This is a genomic window from Burkholderia sp. MSMB1826 (assembly GCF_001526325.1).
In the GTDB taxonomy this organism is placed as follows: Bacteria; Pseudomonadota; Gammaproteobacteria; order Burkholderiales; family Burkholderiaceae; genus Burkholderia.
Map to the genome: position 1 here is coordinate 554,672 of NZ_LOYN01000022.1, position 16,179 is coordinate 570,850.

General features: G+C 65.5%; 18 protein-coding genes, 1 tRNA gene and 1 riboswitch. Of the genes, 12 read left to right on the forward strand and 7 right to left on the reverse strand.

Annotated elements, in window-relative coordinates:
- Window positions 1-4 precede the first annotated feature (4 nt).
- The 3 genes from WS95_RS14840 to glyA all read right to left on the reverse strand — a co-directional run bounded on the left by WS95_RS14840 (window position 5) and on the right by glyA (window position 2,455).
- Window positions 5-568, reverse strand: a complete 564-nt coding sequence (locus WS95_RS14840; protein ID WP_059824442.1) for a GspH/FimT family pseudopilin — start codon at window positions 566-568, stop codon at window positions 5-7.
- A gap of 153 nt (window positions 569-721) precedes the next feature.
- Complete coding sequence (nrdR, locus tag WS95_RS14845) at window positions 722-1,201, reverse strand: transcriptional regulator NrdR (RefSeq protein WP_034206522.1); 480 nt, start codon at window positions 1,199-1,201, stop codon at window positions 722-724.
- Window positions 1,202-1,207: 6 nt separating this feature from the next.
- Window positions 1,208-2,455, reverse strand: a complete 1,248-nt coding sequence (glyA, locus tag WS95_RS14850; protein WP_034206521.1) for a serine hydroxymethyltransferase — start codon at window positions 2,453-2,455, stop codon at window positions 1,208-1,210.
- A 137-nt stretch (window positions 2,456-2,592) separates the two neighbouring features.
- Window positions 2,593-2,693: riboswitch (ZMP/ZTP riboswitch) on the reverse strand.
- 180 nt (window positions 2,694-2,873) lie between these two features.
- On the opposite strand from glyA, the gene WS95_RS14855 reads away from it, so the two are divergent.
- The 9 genes from WS95_RS14855 (at window position 2,874) to WS95_RS14895 (ending at window position 9,438) form a co-directional block, all read left to right on the forward strand.
- Window positions 2,874-3,620, forward strand: coding sequence for an SDR family NAD(P)-dependent oxidoreductase (locus WS95_RS14855; RefSeq protein WP_034206520.1), 747 nt, complete (start codon window positions 2,874-2,876; stop codon window positions 3,618-3,620).
- A gap of 106 nt (window positions 3,621-3,726) precedes the next feature.
- Window positions 3,727-4,215, forward strand: coding sequence for a tol-pal system-associated acyl-CoA thioesterase (gene ybgC, locus WS95_RS14860; RefSeq protein WP_059824444.1), 489 nt, complete (start codon window positions 3,727-3,729; stop codon window positions 4,213-4,215).
- A gap of 144 nt (window positions 4,216-4,359) precedes the next feature.
- On the forward strand, window positions 4,360-5,037 hold the full coding sequence (tolQ, locus tag WS95_RS14865) for a protein TolQ (protein WP_027783647.1): 678 nt from the start codon (window positions 4,360-4,362) through the stop codon (window positions 5,035-5,037).
- Window positions 5,038-5,047: 10 nt separating this feature from the next.
- Window positions 5,048-5,497, forward strand: a complete 450-nt coding sequence (gene tolR / locus WS95_RS14870) for a protein TolR (protein ID WP_006484943.1) — start codon at window positions 5,048-5,050, stop codon at window positions 5,495-5,497.
- A complete protein-coding gene (gene tolA, locus WS95_RS14875) occupies window positions 5,494-6,549 on the forward strand; it encodes a cell envelope integrity protein TolA (RefSeq protein ID WP_034206518.1) in 1,056 nt (351 codons plus the stop codon). Before tolR ends, tolA begins: the two co-directional genes overlap by 4 nt.
- Window positions 6,550-6,658: 109 nt before the next feature.
- Window positions 6,659-7,954 (forward strand): Tol-Pal system beta propeller repeat protein TolB, encoded by a 1,296-nt coding sequence (gene tolB, locus WS95_RS14880; RefSeq protein ID WP_034206517.1) that lies wholly within the window; start codon window positions 6,659-6,661, stop codon window positions 7,952-7,954.
- A 17-nt stretch (window positions 7,955-7,971) separates the two neighbouring features.
- Window positions 7,972-8,484: a peptidoglycan-associated lipoprotein Pal gene (pal, locus tag WS95_RS14885; protein WP_006484980.1), complete on the forward strand. Its 513-nt coding sequence runs from the start codon at window positions 7,972-7,974 to the stop codon at window positions 8,482-8,484.
- Window positions 8,485-8,503: 19 nt separating this feature from the next.
- Window positions 8,504-9,253 (forward strand): tol-pal system protein YbgF, encoded by a 750-nt coding sequence (gene ybgF, locus WS95_RS14890; RefSeq protein WP_011544679.1) that lies wholly within the window; start codon window positions 8,504-8,506, stop codon window positions 9,251-9,253.
- 108 nt (window positions 9,254-9,361) lie between these two features.
- Window positions 9,362-9,438: transfer RNA gene (locus tag WS95_RS14895), tRNA-Lys, on the forward strand.
- A gap of 303 nt (window positions 9,439-9,741) precedes the next feature.
- Here the strand turns inward: WS95_RS14895 and yiaA are convergent.
- The gene (gene yiaA, locus WS95_RS14900; RefSeq protein ID WP_059642197.1) at window positions 9,742-10,185 is read right to left on the reverse strand and encodes an inner membrane protein YiaA; all 444 of its coding nucleotides are present in this window, start codon (window positions 10,183-10,185) and stop codon (window positions 9,742-9,744) included.
- Between the two features lie 80 nt (window positions 10,186-10,265).
- The gene (locus tag WS95_RS14905; protein ID WP_059824445.1) at window positions 10,266-11,234 is read right to left on the reverse strand and encodes a cupin domain-containing protein; all 969 of its coding nucleotides are present in this window, start codon (window positions 11,232-11,234) and stop codon (window positions 10,266-10,268) included.
- A 129-nt stretch (window positions 11,235-11,363) separates the two neighbouring features.
- Between WS95_RS14905 and WS95_RS14910 the strand changes: the two genes are divergently transcribed.
- The 3 genes from WS95_RS14910 to cysC all read left to right on the forward strand — a co-directional run bounded on the left by WS95_RS14910 (window position 11,364) and on the right by cysC (window position 14,017).
- Entirely contained in the window at window positions 11,364-11,693 is a 330-nt protein-coding gene (locus WS95_RS14910) for a carboxymuconolactone decarboxylase family protein (RefSeq protein ID WP_006484989.1), read from the forward strand.
- A 188-nt stretch (window positions 11,694-11,881) separates the two neighbouring features.
- On the forward strand, window positions 11,882-12,715 hold the full coding sequence (locus WS95_RS14915; RefSeq protein ID WP_059824618.1) for a class II glutamine amidotransferase: 834 nt from the start codon (window positions 11,882-11,884) through the stop codon (window positions 12,713-12,715).
- A gap of 738 nt (window positions 12,716-13,453) precedes the next feature.
- Window positions 13,454-14,017: an adenylyl-sulfate kinase gene (gene cysC / locus WS95_RS14920; RefSeq protein WP_059824447.1), complete on the forward strand. Its 564-nt coding sequence runs from the start codon at window positions 13,454-13,456 to the stop codon at window positions 14,015-14,017.
- Window positions 14,018-14,107: 90 nt separating this feature from the next.
- Here cysC and WS95_RS14925 read toward each other — a convergent pair whose 3' ends face one another.
- Together WS95_RS14925 and WS95_RS14930 are read right to left on the reverse strand one after the other, a co-directional pair.
- Window positions 14,108-14,809, reverse strand: a complete 702-nt coding sequence (locus tag WS95_RS14925) for a GNAT family N-acetyltransferase (RefSeq protein WP_034206508.1) — start codon at window positions 14,807-14,809, stop codon at window positions 14,108-14,110.
- Window positions 14,806-16,134, reverse strand: a complete 1,329-nt coding sequence (locus WS95_RS14930; protein WP_059824449.1) for an aminotransferase class I/II-fold pyridoxal phosphate-dependent enzyme — start codon at window positions 16,132-16,134, stop codon at window positions 14,806-14,808. The genes WS95_RS14925 and WS95_RS14930 overlap by 4 nt, the downstream gene beginning before the upstream one ends.
- Between the last annotated feature and the right edge of the window lie 45 nt (window positions 16,135-16,179).

The following is a 16,179-nucleotide window of genomic DNA, read 5'->3' on the forward strand; positions in this document are numbered from 1 at the left end:
GCGATCACACCGCGTCGCAACGGCCGGCGACCACTCGCGCGCGGCCGCCTGCCGCAATCCGCACGCAACGCGACGCGTGCGCATCGTCGGCGCCGGACACGCTGCGCCGCGGACGCACCTCGAAACGCCGGATTCCGCCGACCGACTGTCCGACCGGCGGCGCAAACGCAAGCTCATGTGCGGCGCCCGAAACGGCCACTTCGGCATCGCGCGGGTAGCGTCGCAGCACACGCGATTGCCCGTCGACCAGCCCGCTGACGAGCCAGTCGCACGACCATTCGGCCGGTTCGCATCGCTCGCCGGCGCGCAGACAGACACCGTCGCGCCCGGCACGGCACAGCGTGACGCGCGTGCCGAGACGCGTTGCCTCGGCACGCGCAAACGACAGCGCACCGAGCAGCGCACGCGAACGGGCATCCACCCGTTCGCGCATGCGCCACTGGTCGAACGTGGGCACCGCATAGAGCGCGAGCCCCGCCGCCAGCGACATGGCGACCATCAGCTCGACGAGCGTGAATCCGCCCGGTCGTTGCACCACATTCTTCAAGGATTGGGCGCCCAGTTCCATCGCAATCGTCCTCCGCCACGGTAATGCGACGACTGTAGCGGCGCGTGCGGACGCGCGCCATTGGCCGAACGGCCGACTGGCGACATGCGATCGCAGCCGACACAATCGGCGCGAATCGAATCAACGGAGCAGACGATGAACGAACGCAGCGCGTCAGCGCTTACGTGGGGTCTTGGCGGGAGAGGTGCGACGGAACTCTTCGATCACGTCGGCAAATTCGGAAACGTCCTCGAACTGGCGATACACCGATGCGAAGCGCACATAGGCGATCGTATCGAGGCCGCGCAACTCGTTCATCACGAGTTCGCCCAGCTTCTCGCTACGCACTTCGCGCTCGCCAGTCGCGAGCAGTTGATATTCGATACGGGCGACCGCCGCATCGATCGCGTCGGCGGCAACCGGCCGCTTGCGCAGCGCGAGTTGCATGCTGGCGACGATCTTGCGACGGTCGAATTCCGTGCGACTGCCGTCCTTCTTCACGACGAACGGCAGGGACAACTCGACCCGCTCGTACGTCGTGAAACGCTTGTCGCAAGCCGAGCAGCGACGGCGCCGCCGAATCGCGGCGCCATCTTCGGACACGCGCGAGTCAACGACCTGCGTGTCGTCATGCCGGCAGAACGGGCAGCGCATCGGCGATCAGCGGTAGACCGGGAAACGCTTGGTCAGCTCGGCGACCTGCGCGCGTACGCGCTCGATCGTCGCTGCGTCTTCCGGGTTCTCCAGCACGTCGGCAATCAGGTTGCCCACCTGCTCGGCTTCCGCCGGCCCGAAGCCGCGCGTCGTCATCGCCGGCGAACCGAGACGGATGCCGCTCGTCACGAACGGCTTTTCCGGGTCGTTCGGGATCGCGTTCTTGTTCACCGTGATGTGCGCCGCGCCGAGCGCCGCTTCGGCGGCCTTGCCCGTGATGTTCTTCGCACGCAGATCGACCAGCATCACGTGGCTTTCCGTACGGCCCGACACGATGCGCAGGCCGCGCTTCACCAGCGTTTCGGCCAGCACGCGCGCGTTCTCGACGACCTTCTGCTGGTATTCCTTGAACTCCGGCGACAGCGCTTCCTTGAACGCCACGGCCTTCGCCGCGATCACGTGCATCAGCGGGCCGCCCTGGATCCCCGGGAAGATCGCCGAGTTGATCGGCTTCTCGTACTCGGCCTTCATCAGGATCACGCCGCCGCGCGGGCCGCGCAGGCTCTTGTGCGTCGTCGTCGTCACGAAATCCGCGTGCGGCACCGGGTTCGGGTACACGCCCGCCGCGATCAGGCCTGCGTAGTGGGCCATGTCGACCATCAGGTACGCGCCGACCGACTTCGCGATCTTCGCCAGACGCTCGAAATCGATCTTCAGCGCAAACGCCGACGCGCCCGCGACGATCAGCTTCGGCTTGTGTTCCTGCGCGAGCTGCTCGGCCGCGTCATAGTCGATGTCTTCGTTTTCGTTCAGGCCGTAGCTCACCACGTTGAACCACTTGCCCGACATGTTCACCGGCGAGCCGTGCGTCAGGTGGCCGCCATGCGCGAGGCTCATGCCCATGATCGTGTCGCCCGGCTTGAGCATCGCGAAGAACACGCCCTGGTTCGCCTGCGAACCGGAGTTCGGCTGCACGTTCGCCGCTTCCGCGCCGAACAGTTGCTTCACACGGTCGATCGCCAGCTGCTCGACCACGTCGACGTACTCGCAGCCGCCGTAGTAGCGCTTGCCCGGATACCCTTCCGCGTACTTGTTCGTGAGCTGCGAGCCCTGCGCGGCCATCACGGCCGGGCTCGTGTAGTTTTCCGACGCGATCAGCTCGATGTGATCTTCCTGGCGGCGGTTTTCCTGCTCGATCGCTGCAAAGATTTCGGGATCGACGTTCGCGATGGTGCTTTGGGCTCTGTCAAACATACGGTTTCCGTTAAGTGTGTACAGGTTGACCGGAGTGGCCAAGTACGGTGCGCTGCTGGCGAGACCAGCTCGACGTGGCGGAAGAATCCGTATGACGCGAGGCAGGACAGCCACCGGCGATGCACGCGACGGCACACAACGGCTGCCCAGGCGAACGGCAAAAACAGCGCCCCGCGCTTCACGGTGGGATGCTCCACCTTGAACCCGAAGGGTTCTATCGCCAGTCACGCAGGGGTGATGAGCGCATTAGTGTATTGGATGCGTCATGAATAGGCAACCGCGCGGCGGGGCGCCCGAATCAATTGGGGCCAGGTTTTACGCGCCCGTGCCGAAACGCTTCGTCGCCTTGCCGCGGTGCGGCATTCTCAGTAGGCTTGCAGGATTCCACCCGCTATCACGTCACCGACCAGGAGCAGTAATGATCGTGTTCGTCACAGGCGCGTCCGCCGGTTTCGGCGCCGCCATCTCCCGTGCCTTCGTGAAGGGAGGCCACCGCGTGGTCGCGACCGCGCGCCGCAAGGATCGTCTCGATGCGCTCGCCGCCGAGCTCGGCGATGCCCTTCTGCCGCTCGAGCTCGACGTACGCGACCGCGCGGCCGTCGAAGCCGTGCCGGCCGCCCTTCCCGCCGAATTCGCGGCGCTCGACGTGCTCGTCAACAACGCCGGCCTCGCGCTTGGCGTCGAGCCGGCCCATAAGGCCAGCCTCGACGAATGGCAGACCATGATCGATACGAACTGCTCGGGCCTCGTGACCGTCACGCATGCGCTGCTGCCCGGCATGATCGAGCGCGGCCGCGGCCATATCTTCAACCTCGGTTCGGTTGCCGGCACCTATCCGTATCCGGGCGGAAACGTATACGGCGCAACCAAGGCTTTTGTCCGACAATTCAGTCTGAACCTGCGCGCCGACCTGATCGGCACGCCGTTGCGCGTGACCGACATCGAGCCGGGCCTGTGCGGCGGCACGGAATTCTCGAACGTCCGCTTCCGCGGCGACGACGCGAAGGCGGCGAACGTGTACCAGAACGTCCAGCCGCTCACGTCCGAGGACATCGCCGACACGATCTACTGGATCGCGACGCGCCCGGCGCACGTGAACATCAATACGATCGAGATGATGCCGGTCGCCCAGGCGCCGGCCGGCCTCGCGATCCATCGCGGCTGACGCATTGCGCACGACCGCGGCCGCCTCCGGCCGGCCCGCGGTGTGCCGCGTCGCACTACATTCCGTTACGAAACCGTAACGAATCCGGTTCCTGCGTTCCGGTAGAATGCGCGCCATGACTCAGCCTACCCGCTCCCCGGAAGCGCCGTCCGGCTTTACCTGGCCGGTGCGCGTGTACTACGAGGATACCGATGCAGGCGGCATCGTCTTCTATGCCAACTACCTGAAGTTCTTCGAGCGCGCCCGCACCGAGTGGCTTCGCGCGTGCGGCGTCGACCAGCGCCGGCTCGCCGACGATACCGGCGCGATCTTCATCGTGCGCAGCACGTCGCTCGACTACCGCGCGCCGGCGCGACTCGACGACACGCTGACGATCACGAGCCGGCCCGGACGCATCGGCCGCGCGTCGGTGGAATTCACGCAGGAAGCCTGGTGTGGCGACACGCTGCTCGTGGCCGGGCACATCCGCCTCGGCTGCGTCGACCGTCACGGCATCCGGCCCGCGGCCATCCCGCCGGCCGTGCTCGACGCGCTGCAACGCGGGCCCGTCATCGACGACGCCGGGCAGGCTGACCTGTCAACGAAGCTCGCATGAGCGCCGTTTAGACACAGCCTATGAACTTGCCGTTCTGATTCGATACTAAGCAAGGTTCGGCGTCAGGCATGGCCGGCGCGCCGCGCCGCACGCACACCGGACGCCCTTGCCGGGCACTCCCGAAGGGACGTTACTCAAACCTCTATGAATACTGCTCAAGACCTGTCGATCATTTCCCTCGTCCTCAACGCGAGCGTGCTGGCCCAGGCCGTGATGGGACTGCTGCTGCTGCTGTCGCTGATGTCGTGGACCTTCATCTTCCGCAAGTGGTTCGCGATCCGCCGCGCGCGCGCGCAAACCGAACGCTTCGAGAAGGATTTCTGGTCGGGCGGCGACCTACAGGCGCTGTACCAGAGCGCAGCCAACAACCGCCACACGATCGGCGCGCTCGAGCGGATCTTCGAATCGGGGATGCGCGAATTCCTCAAGGCGAAGGAAAAACGCCTCAGCGATCCGGGCCTCGTGCTCGACGGTGCGCGCCGCGCGATGCGCGCGTCGTTCCAGCGTGAAATGGACGTGCTCGAAGCCAACCTCGCGTTCCTCGCGTCGGTCGGCTCGGTCAGCCCGTACATCGGTCTGTTCGGCACGGTCTGGGGGATCATGAACTCGTTCCGCGGCCTTGCGAACGTGCAGCAGGCCACGCTCGCGAACGTCGCGCCCGGTATCGCCGAAGCGCTCGTCGCCACCGCGATCGGCCTGTTCGCCGCGATTCCGGCGGTGGTCGCGTACAACCGCTACGCGCATGACATCGACCGCCTCGCGATCCGCTTCGAGACCTTCATCGAAGAGTTCTCGAACATCCTGCAGCGTCAGGCCCAGTAAGGAGCGCGCCATGGCAGGAAGCCCCATCCGATCCAGCATGCGCGGCGGCCGCTCGCGCCGCGCGATGGCCGACATCAACGTCGTGCCGTACATCGACGTGATGCTGGTGCTGCTCGTGATCTTCATGGTCACCGCACCGCTCGTCGCGCCGTCGATCATCAATCTGCCGACCGTCGGCAACGCCGCGCCGCAGGAGCAGACGCCGCCCGTCGTCGTCAACATCAAGGCAGACCGCACGATGAGCGTCAAGTACAAGGGCGACTCGGGCGCGACCCAGGAAGACACGATGACGAAGGCCGAGCTCGACAGCTTCATCTCGGCCCGGCAGGCCGATCACCCTGACCAGCCGGTCGTGATCGCCGCCGACAAGACCGTGCAGTACGATGCCGTCATGACCGTGATGTCCGATCTGAAGGCGCGCGGCGTCAAGCGCGTCGGCCTCCTCGTCAAATCGCAATGAACCGGCAGCAATCCACGCGCAGATCCGCGTACCCGCTCCAGCCTCCCCGCGAGCGTGGGACGTGGCGCGCGTTCGCGCTCGCCGCGCTGATGCACGTGCTGCTCGCGCTGTTCCTCTATCACGGCGTGCAGTGGCAGAACAGCACGCCGGCCGGCGCCGAAGCCGAGCTGTGGACCGAAGTACCCGACGTCCCCGCGCCGCGGCCCGTCGTCGCGCCCACGCCGCCCGCGAAGGTCGCGCCGCCCCCTCCCCCGGTGCGCGACGAACAGGCCGACATCGCGCTGCAGCAGAAGAAGCGTCAGCAGGAAGCGGCCGCGCGCGAAGCGCAGCTCGAGCAGCAACGCCGCGCGCAGCAACTGAAGGCCCAGCAGGAAGAGGAGGCGCGCCGCGCACAGCTCGCCGCGCAACAGGCCGCCGCGCTCGCCGCCCAGAAAGCCGCGGAACGCGACAAACAGAAGCAGGCCGAGAAACTCAAGCAACAGCAGCTCGCCGAGCAGCAGAAGCTCGAACAGCAGAAACTCCAGCAGCAAAAGCAGGCTCAGCTCGAAGCGCAGCAGGCGGCGAAGGCAAAGGCCGACGCAGCCGCGAAGGCAAAGGCGGAAGCGCAGGCCAAGGCGAAGGCCGAAGCCGCGGCGCGCGCGAAGGCCAATGCGGCAGCGAACGCGAAGCTCGACCGCGAGCGCAGTGCCCGCCTCGCGCAGTTGCAGGGGCTGTCCGGCGCCGGCGAAGGCGGCGGCGAAGGCCTCGCGAAAAGCGGCACGGGCACGGGCTCCGGCGGCAATGCCGCCACGCCCGGCTATGCCGACAAGGTGCGCCGCCGCGTCAAGCCGAACATCGTTTGGGGCGGCGAGCGGGCAGGCCTGACTACCGTCGTCAAGATTCGGTGCACGCCGTCCGGTGACGTATTGAGCGCATCGGTCTCCCGCTCGAGCGGGAATTCGGGGTGGGATCAAGCCGTGGTCAATGCGATCCACGCATCGGTCCCGTTGCCGCCCGATTCTAACGGTCGTACCCCGTCTGACATTACGATCACCTTCAAGGCGGCGGAGTGAAACGAAATGCGCTTACACTCCGGGCGTCGCTGTCAGATGGGAACGAATCGGGTATTTTTACTGTCTCTGCCGTTGCGCAGCGATCCAAGCCATACGGGAAGCAAGAAGCATGAGTTTGATGACAAAGCTAGGTTTCAGGGCACTCGTGGCCTCGTGTCTGATTACGGCCGGCAGCGCCGCTAACGCCCAGGTCAACGTGCTGATCACCGGTGTCGGGTCGACCCAGTTCCCCATCGCCACCGCGAATTTCACGAACGAGGCGAACCTGCCGCAGCAGGTCACGTCGATCGTTCGCGCCGACCTCGCCCGCAGCGGCAAATTCACCAACATCGACGCCGGCAGCACGCCCGTGCCGGAGACCGCATCTGTCGATCTCGGCGCATGGAAGGCCAAGGGCGCGAATGCGTTCGTGGCCGGCAGCGTGAACCGCGACGCAAACGGCCAGTACAAGGTCAACTTCATCCTGTACGACACCGTGAAGCAGCAAAGCCTCGGCGGCCTGTCGCTGACGGCCACCGACACCACGCTGCGCACGGCCGGCCACAAGATCGCCGACTACATCTACCAGAAGCTGCTCGGCGTGCGCGGCGTGTTCGCCACGCGCCTGTCGTACGTGATCAAGACCGGTAACCGCTACCAGCTGCAGATTTCGGATTCGGACGGCCAGAACGCACGCATCGCGCTGTCGAGCACCGAACCGATCATCTCGCCGGCCTGGTCGCCGAGCGGCACGAAGGTCGCGTACGTGTCGTTCGAGCGCAAGAAGCCGATCGTCTACATCCATGACCTGCCGACCGGCAAACGCTACATGGTCTCCGACCAGAAGGGCAACAACAGCGCACCGGCATGGTCGCCGGACAGCAACACGCTCGCGGTCGCGCTGTCGCTGACGGGCAATACGCAAATCTATACGGTCAACGCGAACGGCGGCGGCCTGCGCCGTCTCACGCAGAGCAGCTCGATCGATACCGAACCGTTCTACTCGCCGGACGGCCGCTGGATCTACTTCACGAGCGACCGTGGCGGTGCGCCGCAAATCTACCGGATGCCCGCACAGGGCGAAAGCGCCGGCGCCGCACAGCGCGTGACCTTCACCGGCAGCTACAACACGAGCCCGCGCGTGAGCCCGGACGGCAAGCTGCTCGCTTACATCTCCCGCACGGGTGGGGGCTTCAAGCTGTACGTTCAGGATCTGCAGACCGGCGCGGCGAACGCCATCACGAACACCAATCGCGACGAATCGCCGAGCTTCGCGGCAAACGGCCAGTACCTTCTGTACGCGACCCAGTCGGGCGGTCGCAACGTTCTGGCTGCAGTGCCCTCCGACGGCAGCGCGCCGCCACAGATCCTGTCCGTCCAGGGCGGCTCCGTTCGCGAGCCGTCGTGGGGGCCCTTCATGCAATGACCACAAGGAGAGTAACCATGATGTCGAATAAAGCTCGTCTGGCCCTGGCCGTGATGATGATCAGCGCGCTCGCAGCGTGCAAGTCGGGCGTGAAGCTCGACGACAAGGCGAACAACGCGGGCGCGGTCAGCACGCAGCCGAGCGCCGACAATGTCGCGCAAGTGAACGTCGATCCGCTGAACGACCCGAACAGCCCGCTCGCGAAGCGCAGCATCTACTTCGATTTCGACAGCTATTCGGTGAAGGACGAGTACCAGCCGCTGATGCAGCAGCACGCGCAGTACCTGAAGAGCCACCCGCAACGCCACGTGCTGATCCAGGGCAACACCGACGAACGCGGCACGAGCGAGTACAACCTCGCGCTGGGCCAGAAGCGTGCGGAAGCCGTGCGCCGTGCGATGGCCCTGCTCGGCGTGAACGATTCGCAAATGGAAGCCGTGAGCCTCGGCAAGGAAAAGCCGCAGGCAACGGGTCACGACGAAGCATCGTGGGCGCAGAACCGTCGCGCCGACCTCGTCTACCAACAGTAAGTAACGGAAGAATCGCCGTATGACGCACCGTTTAACCTGGCTGCGCGTTGCCGCAGCATTCTGCGTCGCGGGCGCGGCGTGGTCGGCCGCGCCGGCGCACGCCGGCATGTTCGACGACAACGAAGCGCGCCGTGCCGTACTCGATCTGCGCAGCAAGAGCGACAACCTGTCGAGCCAGTTGTCGGCCGCCCAGCGTACGATCCTCGATCAATCCGGCCGTATCGACCAGCTGAATCAGCAGGTCGCGACGCTGCGCGGCGAGAACGAGGATCTGACGAACCGGCTGACGACGCTCGAGCGGCAGCAGAAGGAGTACTACCAGGATCTCGACACGCGGCTCAAGAAGTTCGAGCCGCAGCAGGCGACGATCGATGGTGTCGAAGGCACCGTGCAGCCGGGTGAAACGGATGCGCTCAGCGCGGCGCAGCAGCAGTTCCGCAACGGCAACTTCAAGGCGGCGGCGGCGTCGTTCCGTGCGTTCATCGCGAAGTATCCGCAGAGCCCCTATCAGCCGACCGCGCAGTACTGGTACGGCAACGCGCAATACGCGCTGCGCGACTACCGCGGTTCGACCGCGACGTGGCAAGGGATCGTCAGCAAGTTCCCGCAGCACCCGCGCGCGGCCGACGCCCTCGTGGCGATCGGCACGAACCAGCTCGAGCAAGGCCAGAAGGCGGCCGCGAAGAAGACGTTCGAGCAGGTCGTGTCGCAGTACGCCGGGTCGAACGCGGCGCAGACGGCCCAGGGCAAGCTCGAAACGATCAAATAATTATCGTGACGGGTTGTTGACAGCCCTGCAACCCGTCGCTATAATCTTTTGCTCTTTAGGTCGTTGCCCAAGTTGCTGAAGCAACGAACCGACCAGTTTCAAGAACGTGGGGTGGTAACTCAGTTGGTTAGAGTATCTGACTTTTAATCAGAGAGTCGAGGGTTCGAGTCCCTCCCACCCTACCAACTATCTTCGATAGTGCAAAAAAGCCTCCTTCGCGGAGGCTTTTTTGCGTCTGCCGCTTTTGTGTCGCACTCCGACGTCCCCGATAGGCTCGCCATAGGCCCCGCCGGACTTGTCACACAACCCAACCGTCGCACGTACTCAGTACGGCCACAAAGTTCGGTATCCAGAACATCACCATCGCCCTGCGCGACGGCATGGATGAAACGAACGGACGGTCGCGCTGCGGCGCCCCGATGGATACGTTCCGCCGCAGACCTCATCGCGCAACGGGCGGCCTCGGCGAGCGCCCGCGGCGCGTGCCTTCACTCCTGGATCGACGGCGCGGAATCGGCGTCGGTATAGCGCGGCTTCGCGTTCTGCAAATCGCGCGTGTTCTTCTGCACGGCCACCGAACCGAACAGCGCGAGCACGAACGACATCGCGTAAAAGCCCTTCTCGCTCAATTGAAGCGTCGCGTTGAACAGGCCAACGATCAGCAGCGCGATCGACAGCAGCAGCGCGATCCAGCTGAGACCGTAGTAGATGCCGGTGACGGGAATGCCTTCCGCGCGGTCGCGCACGCTCTTCTGCAGCGAGATCGCCGCATAGAGGCCGAACACCAGCACGGTGAAGTAGTAGCCCTTCTCGTTGAGCTGCATGCCGGCGTTCCAGAGCCCGATCAGGAATGCCGCGAAACCGGCGAGCAGCGCGGCCCACGACGCGGCCACGAACGCGAACGACGGTTGCTGGATGGTGGTCTGGTTCATTGCTTTGCCCTCTCTTTCTTGTTGTTCGAAATCGTTTTCGTTGAACAGCGTTTTGCGCATGGTAGCAGCTTTGGCGCGCGTCACGACGCGCGCGCTCGCAGGTTCACGTTTCGCGCCGCGCGCCGCCAGCGCCCCGGCGTCGTGCCGAGCACCGCGCGAAACGCCTTGCCGAATGCGGCCTCGGACTGGTAGCCGACCGCCTGCCCGATTTCCGCCTGCCCGCGCTGCGTGTCCTGCAGCAGCGCGCACGCATGCATCATCCTGATCTGCGCGACGAACGCGCCGACGCTCATCCCGGCCTTCTCGCGGAAATGCCTCGCATAGGTCGCGCGCGACATCGCCGCCGCGGCGCCGAGCGATTCGACCGTCCACGGTTGCGCCGGCGCCTGCAGCACGGCCCGGACCGACGGGCCGAGGCGCGCATCGGCCGCCAGCGCGAGCCAGCCGGACGGCACGCGCGCGCCGCGGCCGTATGCACGCAGTGCATACGCGAGCAGCGTCTGCCCAAGCGCGTTCACGATCGCGCCGGCGCCCGGCTGCATGTTCGACGCTTCGGTACGCAGCACGCTCGTCAGCAGTTGCAGCGGCGCGGCGCCCGATGCGTCGCGCAAGCCGACGTGCAACACCTGCGGCAGCGTGCGCATCAGCAGTTCGCCCGCGCCGCGCGCATAGACGAACCGTCCGCAGAGCAGATCCACGCTCGCGCTGCCCGGTTCGGCCGGATCGAGATTCGACTTGATCGGCAGCACCGCGCCGTCGCCGGCACTCGAATCGCGCAGCGGCACGAGCGGCTTCGACCGGCTGCCCGCCGCGTCGAGCAGGTCGTGCGCGCCACCGGCGGGCAGCAGTACGAAATCGCCGTCCGCGAGTTCCAGCGTGCGCCCGTCGGCGGCACGCAGCCGGCAGGTTCCGGCCAGCACCAGATGGAACGCCGCCTCGCCGGGCGGCAGCGGGTCGTGCGGCATCGCGAACGGGCCGTCGAGCAGGCAGCGCACGTCGAGCTCGACATGGCTGCGACCGAGCGACAGCAGTTGACTCAATGCATCCATGAGACGATTGCGCTAAAAATCGACACTCTAGCGTATCGAAACTATCAGCGCGAGCGCTCAGAATAGCCCTGCATCGCCCGAGATCGCGGCACCCGCCGCCCTCCTCACTCTTCTCGACAAGGACGCATCATGCTGAACTGGAACGAATACCGGAAGGAACTCTCGACGCGTATCGGCGACATCGCCAAGCTGTCGCCCGATACGCTGGCCGGCTACAAGGCGCTGTCCGGCGCAGGCGCCAAGACCGGCCATCTCGACGCGAAGACACGCGAACTGATCGCGCTCGCGGTGGCCGTCACGACGCGCTGCGACGGCTGTATCGCCGTGCATACGGCCGAAGCGGCCAAGCATGGCGCAACCAAGGAGGAAGTGGCGGAAGCGCTCGGCGTCGCGATTGCGTTGAATGCGGGCGCGGCGCTCGTCTATTCGGCGCGTGTGATGGACGCGCTCGGCGATTGAGCCGGCGGCTGCGGCACGACCGTCGGGCCGCACCGTATTTGTCGTGTTGCGCCCGGCCGCATGGCCGGGCGATCGCGCATCGCGCGGACGGCGATGTACGAAGCGCGTGCGGGTGACGCGCCTGGGCGCGTAAGCGTCGCGGAGTCGGCTACCATGCGCGAACGATACACATCGTGAAGGAGCGCTTCATGTGCCGCTGGCTCGCCTATACGGGTAATCCGATCCATCTGGAAACCGTGCTGTTCCGCGCGAAGCATTCGCTGATCGACCAGAGCCTGCATTCGGAGCTGGGCGCGACGACCACCAACGGCGACGGCTTCGGCATCGGCTGGTACGGGCACCCCGACGAACTCCCGTTCCGCTATCGCTCCGTGCATCCCGCGTGGAACGACCGCAACCTGCGCGAAGCCGCGCGTGCGATCCGCTCGCGAATGTTCGTCGCGCATATTCGCGCGGCAACCGACACGCCCGTGCAGGAAACCAACTGCCATCCGTTCCGCCACGGCCGCTGGCTGTTCGCGCACAACGGGCTGATCCGCGACTTCCACAAGCTGCGTCGCGACCTGACGATGAAGGTCGATCCTGCGCTGTTCCCGACGCTCGAAGGCTCGACCGACTCCGAGCTGATGTTCCGTCTCGCGCTGACGTACGGTCTCGAGCAGGCGCCGCTGCCGGCGCTCGAACGGATGGTCGGCGTAGTGGAGGAAACCGCCGCGCGGCATCGCGTCGCCGATCCGCTCAACATGACGATCTGCGCGACCGATGGCGAACGGATCGTCGCGGTGCGTTACTCGAGCGAACGGCAATCGCGATCGCTGTTCCACAGCACGTCGTTCAAGCACCTGCACGAGTTGTATCCGCATAACCCGCGCATCGCCGAAGCCGGCGACGATGCGTTCATGGTCGTGTCGGAGCCGCTCGTCGACCTGCGCGGCGCGTGGGAGGAAGTGCCGGAGGGGATGGCGATCGTCGCGCACGGCGCCGACGTGCAGCAGCGGCCGTTCGGGCCGCGGCACAAGTGACATGCCGCAGTCCTGACGAAATCGGGCGTATTCCAAGTGTCGAATACTTCGGCGCGATACGGCAGTTGCGGCAATCCGTTTTGACGGACCGGCGATCGGTACCGCCGAATCAATCGAAAGCGATACGAATCATCTGCCGACGAATACGATCGGGCAACGGGCCTGAGATAATTCCCCAATTCGATAATGAGCGACGGAATCGCATGACGAAAGCAGACCTGCGCACTACTGAAATTTTCGCCGAATAAAAAATTAATACTCTTGCGATTTGATTCCGGCCAGGAATCCAGGGCGATAATCGACGTACGCGCGACAACATAGGTACGAGGAATTCCGCGACACGTCGACGAACAATCGTCACCGTTCTTCCAACGAATTCCGACGCAAATCGTCTGCCCCATTGCCCTCGTGGCACGGGCGTGATCGGGACATACCGAAAATCCAGCGGGCGATAAAACGGGGGCGATATTGTACGCACCTTCCACCGCGTCGGCGACACGCCGTCATTTCGAATTATTACGGCGAATCGGCAATCATTACCTGACGGACAGGGCTCGCACATCGTCGTGCCGCGAGAGGGCGAACGCTTATTCCTGATTAAAATATTCAAGTTACGAATTTTGAAAAGGCACGTTACAATTCGCCGACGGATGAATCCGCATCACAATAAAGTAGCGACGCAGCTACCGGCACATCGACTCCGAGATGACTCAAGATCTCCAAAACCCACTCCCTGTCATGCTGACGGGCGACCAATCCGTGCTTTCCAGCATGAAGCAGGACCATGCCTTCGTGGTATGGCTCACCGGTGTCTCCGGTGCCGGCAAATCGACGCTCTCGAATCTACTGAAGGAACAACTCGACACGCGCGGCCTGCGGACTTTCCTGCTGGACGGCGACCAGCTTCGCGAAGGATTGAATCAGGACCTGGGATTCAGCGACGCAGACCGCCACGAGAACATTCGTCGAACGGCCGAGGTCGCGCGCCTGATGGTGGATGCGGGGCTCGTCGTCATCGTTGCGCTGATCTCGCCGTTCCGGGAGGCACGCGCCAAAGCGCGCGCACGTTTTCCGCAGGGCAGGTTTTTCGAAGTCTTCGTCGACGTCGCGCTGGATGTGGCGGAAGCGCGCGACCCCAAGGGGCTGTATGCGTTGGCAAGGCAAGGGACCATTCGGCAGTTCACCGGCATCGAATCGACCTATGAAAAACCGGTATTGCCCGACGTGCATGTGCGCACCGGCGAAGCAAGTCCGCTGGAATGCGTGCACGCGATCATGCAGAAATTGCCGTTGAACGGCTGATACTGGCGCGGCCATCGGGCCGCCAGCGCCCCCGCTCCCTTCTTCTTTTTCGGCGCGCTATTGTGGCGACCGGCGGTTGAACTGTCCGCGTTACGCCACATCGGCCCGCTGTCTTGGTTGGCCGCGACGATCAAACCGCATCCGAATCGAATCGAGCTCGCCCGGCAACCTGCGCGAACGCGCGCGCAGCCGCGGTAGCGCCACGAACCCGAGGCGTTCGTACAGCGCGCGGACGCGCACGTTGCACGTCAGCACGTCGAGCACGACGTCACGGCTGCCGTCGGCCGGCAACGCGCCGGCATCGAGCGCGTCGCGAAACAGCGCGGTGAAGATGCCCGTGCCGCGCTGGCGCGCGTCCGTCGCGCAATGTGCGATCAAAATCTGCGAACGCTTCGGCGCCGGAATCTCTGTCTCGAGCACCAGCCCGCGTAGCAGCTGGCCGATCGTACGGCGCAGCCCAAAGAAGCGCATCAATGCCCACACGACGTGCACGTCGTCGAACGTCGTCCGCCGCCCGTCGTGAATCGCCATCACCGCGAGCACCGTGCCATCGTCGGCGACTGCGACGCGATGCCGGCGCCACGAGAAGCGTCCGTGGCGCGACCGGAATGCCTGTTGCAGGAAAGCGATGCAGCGCGCGTCGCTTTCGCCAAGAAAGAAGCCGAATTCGGCCACACCGGACGCAAACACGAGCGGCGCGCATGCTGCCGCGTCATCCGCATCGGCCGCGCGAAACCGCGCCGGTTCACCGGCGCGCGGAACCGCTTGCGAAACCGCGACGCCCCGCGTCACGCACTGCGCCCTGCAAGACGCGACAACACGGCAACCGCCCGACTGATCTGCTCCGGCTCATGCGTCGAACAGATGAAAAAGCGCAGCCGCGCGGCCTTTTCCTCGACGGCCGGATAGAAGATCGGCTGCACGTTGATCCCTTCGTCGAACATCGCGTTCGCCCACTGGGCGGCCTTCAGCGAACTACCCGTGATCACCGGCACGACCGCATACCCGGCGCTCGTGCCCGTATTCAACCCGGCGGCACGCGCCTCGGTCAGGAACTGCCGCCCGCGCGCCTGCAGTTGCGCGACGCGCTCCGGCTCGGCCTGCAGGCGTTCGAGCGCAGCCAGCGACGCCGCGGCGAGCGTCGGCGCGAGCCCGACGCTGTACAGGAAACCCGGCGCCAGATGGCGCAGCATGTCGACGAGCGGCTGACAGCCGGCGATGAAACCGCCGCAACCGGCCAGCGTCTTGCTCATCGTGCCCATCCACATGTCGACCTGGTCGGGCGCGACGCCAGCATGCTCGCGGATGCCCTTGCCGGTCGCGCCGAGCACGCCGAGCGAATGCGCCTCGTCGACCAGCAGGAATGCCCCGTGGCGTGTCTTCACGTCGACGAAGCGCTGCAGGTCGGGGAAATCGCCGTCCATGCTGTACAGCCCTTCGATCGCGATCAGCACGTGCCGGTATTCGCGGCGCACGCGCGACAGCAGCTCGTCGAGCGCCTGCCAGTCGTTGTGCGCGAAGCTCAGCCGCTTCGCGCCGCTCAACTGCGCGCCCTGCACGATGCTGTTGTGCGCGAGCGCGTCGTGGACCACCAGGTCGCCCGGGCCGAACAGCGCGCCGATCACGGTCACGTTGGTCGCATGGCCGCTCACGAACGCGACGCAGTCGTCGGTCTCGTAGAAGCCGGCCAGCGCCCGCTCGAGCTCGCGCTGCACCGGCCGCTCGCCCGCGACCATCCGGCTCGCCGAGGCCGACGTGCCGTAGCGGTCGATCGCGGCTTTCGCGCGCGCGGACACCGCCGGATCGCCGGCCAGGCCCAGGTAGTTGTAATTCGCGAAGTTCAGGTATTCGCGGCCGCCGATCTGCGTGGTCGCTCCGGCGACGCCGTCGTGCACGCGGAAAAACGGCGAGTCGACCCGCAGCTTCTCGCCCATCTCGCGCATGATCCGGACCTGCTGATACTGCGGCATCGATTCGAAGCGGCTGCGCGCCGACGTGGCCTGCGCCGCCGGCGTGCCCGGCACGCCGGGCGCCGCCGCGGCGTCGGTCGCGCGCTCCAGTTGCCGTTTCAGCGCTTTCGCCGCCAGTTGCTGGCGAAGATGCTCTCCCAGTGCCATTGCTTCCTTCGCTGTATCTCGAAAAGACGCTATGTTACGCCGCGT

What these genes read in the sequence shown, in the direction of transcription:
- WS95_RS14840 (WP_059824442.1), bottom strand. Translation starts at nt 568, where the DNA reads ATGGAACTGGGCGCCCAATCCTTGAAGAATGTGGTGCAACGACCGGGC.
- nrdR (WP_034206522.1), bottom strand. Translation starts at nt 1,201, where the DNA reads ATGCGCTGCCCGTTCTGCCGGCATGACGACACGCAGGTCGTTGACTCG.
- glyA (WP_034206521.1), bottom strand. Translation starts at nt 2,455, where the DNA reads ATGTTTGACAGAGCCCAAAGCACCATCGCGAACGTCGATCCCGAAATC.
- WS95_RS14855 (WP_034206520.1), top strand. Translation starts at nt 2,874, where the DNA reads ATGATCGTGTTCGTCACAGGCGCGTCCGCCGGTTTCGGCGCCGCCATC.
- ybgC (WP_059824444.1), top strand. Translation starts at nt 3,727, where the DNA reads ATGCGCGCCATGACTCAGCCTACCCGCTCCCCGGAAGCGCCGTCCGGC.
- tolQ (WP_027783647.1), top strand. Translation starts at nt 4,360, where the DNA reads ATGAATACTGCTCAAGACCTGTCGATCATTTCCCTCGTCCTCAACGCG.
- tolR (WP_006484943.1), top strand. Translation starts at nt 5,048, where the DNA reads ATGGCAGGAAGCCCCATCCGATCCAGCATGCGCGGCGGCCGCTCGCGC.
- tolA (WP_034206518.1), top strand. Translation starts at nt 5,494, where the DNA reads ATGAACCGGCAGCAATCCACGCGCAGATCCGCGTACCCGCTCCAGCCT.
- tolB (WP_034206517.1), top strand. Translation starts at nt 6,659, where the DNA reads ATGAGTTTGATGACAAAGCTAGGTTTCAGGGCACTCGTGGCCTCGTGT.
- pal (WP_006484980.1), top strand. Translation starts at nt 7,972, where the DNA reads ATGATGTCGAATAAAGCTCGTCTGGCCCTGGCCGTGATGATGATCAGC.
- ybgF (WP_011544679.1), top strand. Translation starts at nt 8,504, where the DNA reads ATGACGCACCGTTTAACCTGGCTGCGCGTTGCCGCAGCATTCTGCGTC.
- yiaA (WP_059642197.1), bottom strand. Translation starts at nt 10,185, where the DNA reads ATGAACCAGACCACCATCCAGCAACCGTCGTTCGCGTTCGTGGCCGCG.
- WS95_RS14905 (WP_059824445.1), bottom strand. Translation starts at nt 11,234, where the DNA reads ATGGATGCATTGAGTCAACTGCTGTCGCTCGGTCGCAGCCATGTCGAG.
- WS95_RS14910 (WP_006484989.1), top strand. Translation starts at nt 11,364, where the DNA reads ATGCTGAACTGGAACGAATACCGGAAGGAACTCTCGACGCGTATCGGC.
- WS95_RS14915 (WP_059824618.1), top strand. Translation starts at nt 11,882, where the DNA reads ATGTGCCGCTGGCTCGCCTATACGGGTAATCCGATCCATCTGGAAACC.
- cysC (WP_059824447.1), top strand. Translation starts at nt 13,454, where the DNA reads ATGCTGACGGGCGACCAATCCGTGCTTTCCAGCATGAAGCAGGACCAT.
- WS95_RS14930 (WP_059824449.1), bottom strand. Translation starts at nt 16,134, where the DNA reads ATGGCACTGGGAGAGCATCTTCGCCAGCAACTGGCGGCGAAAGCGCTG.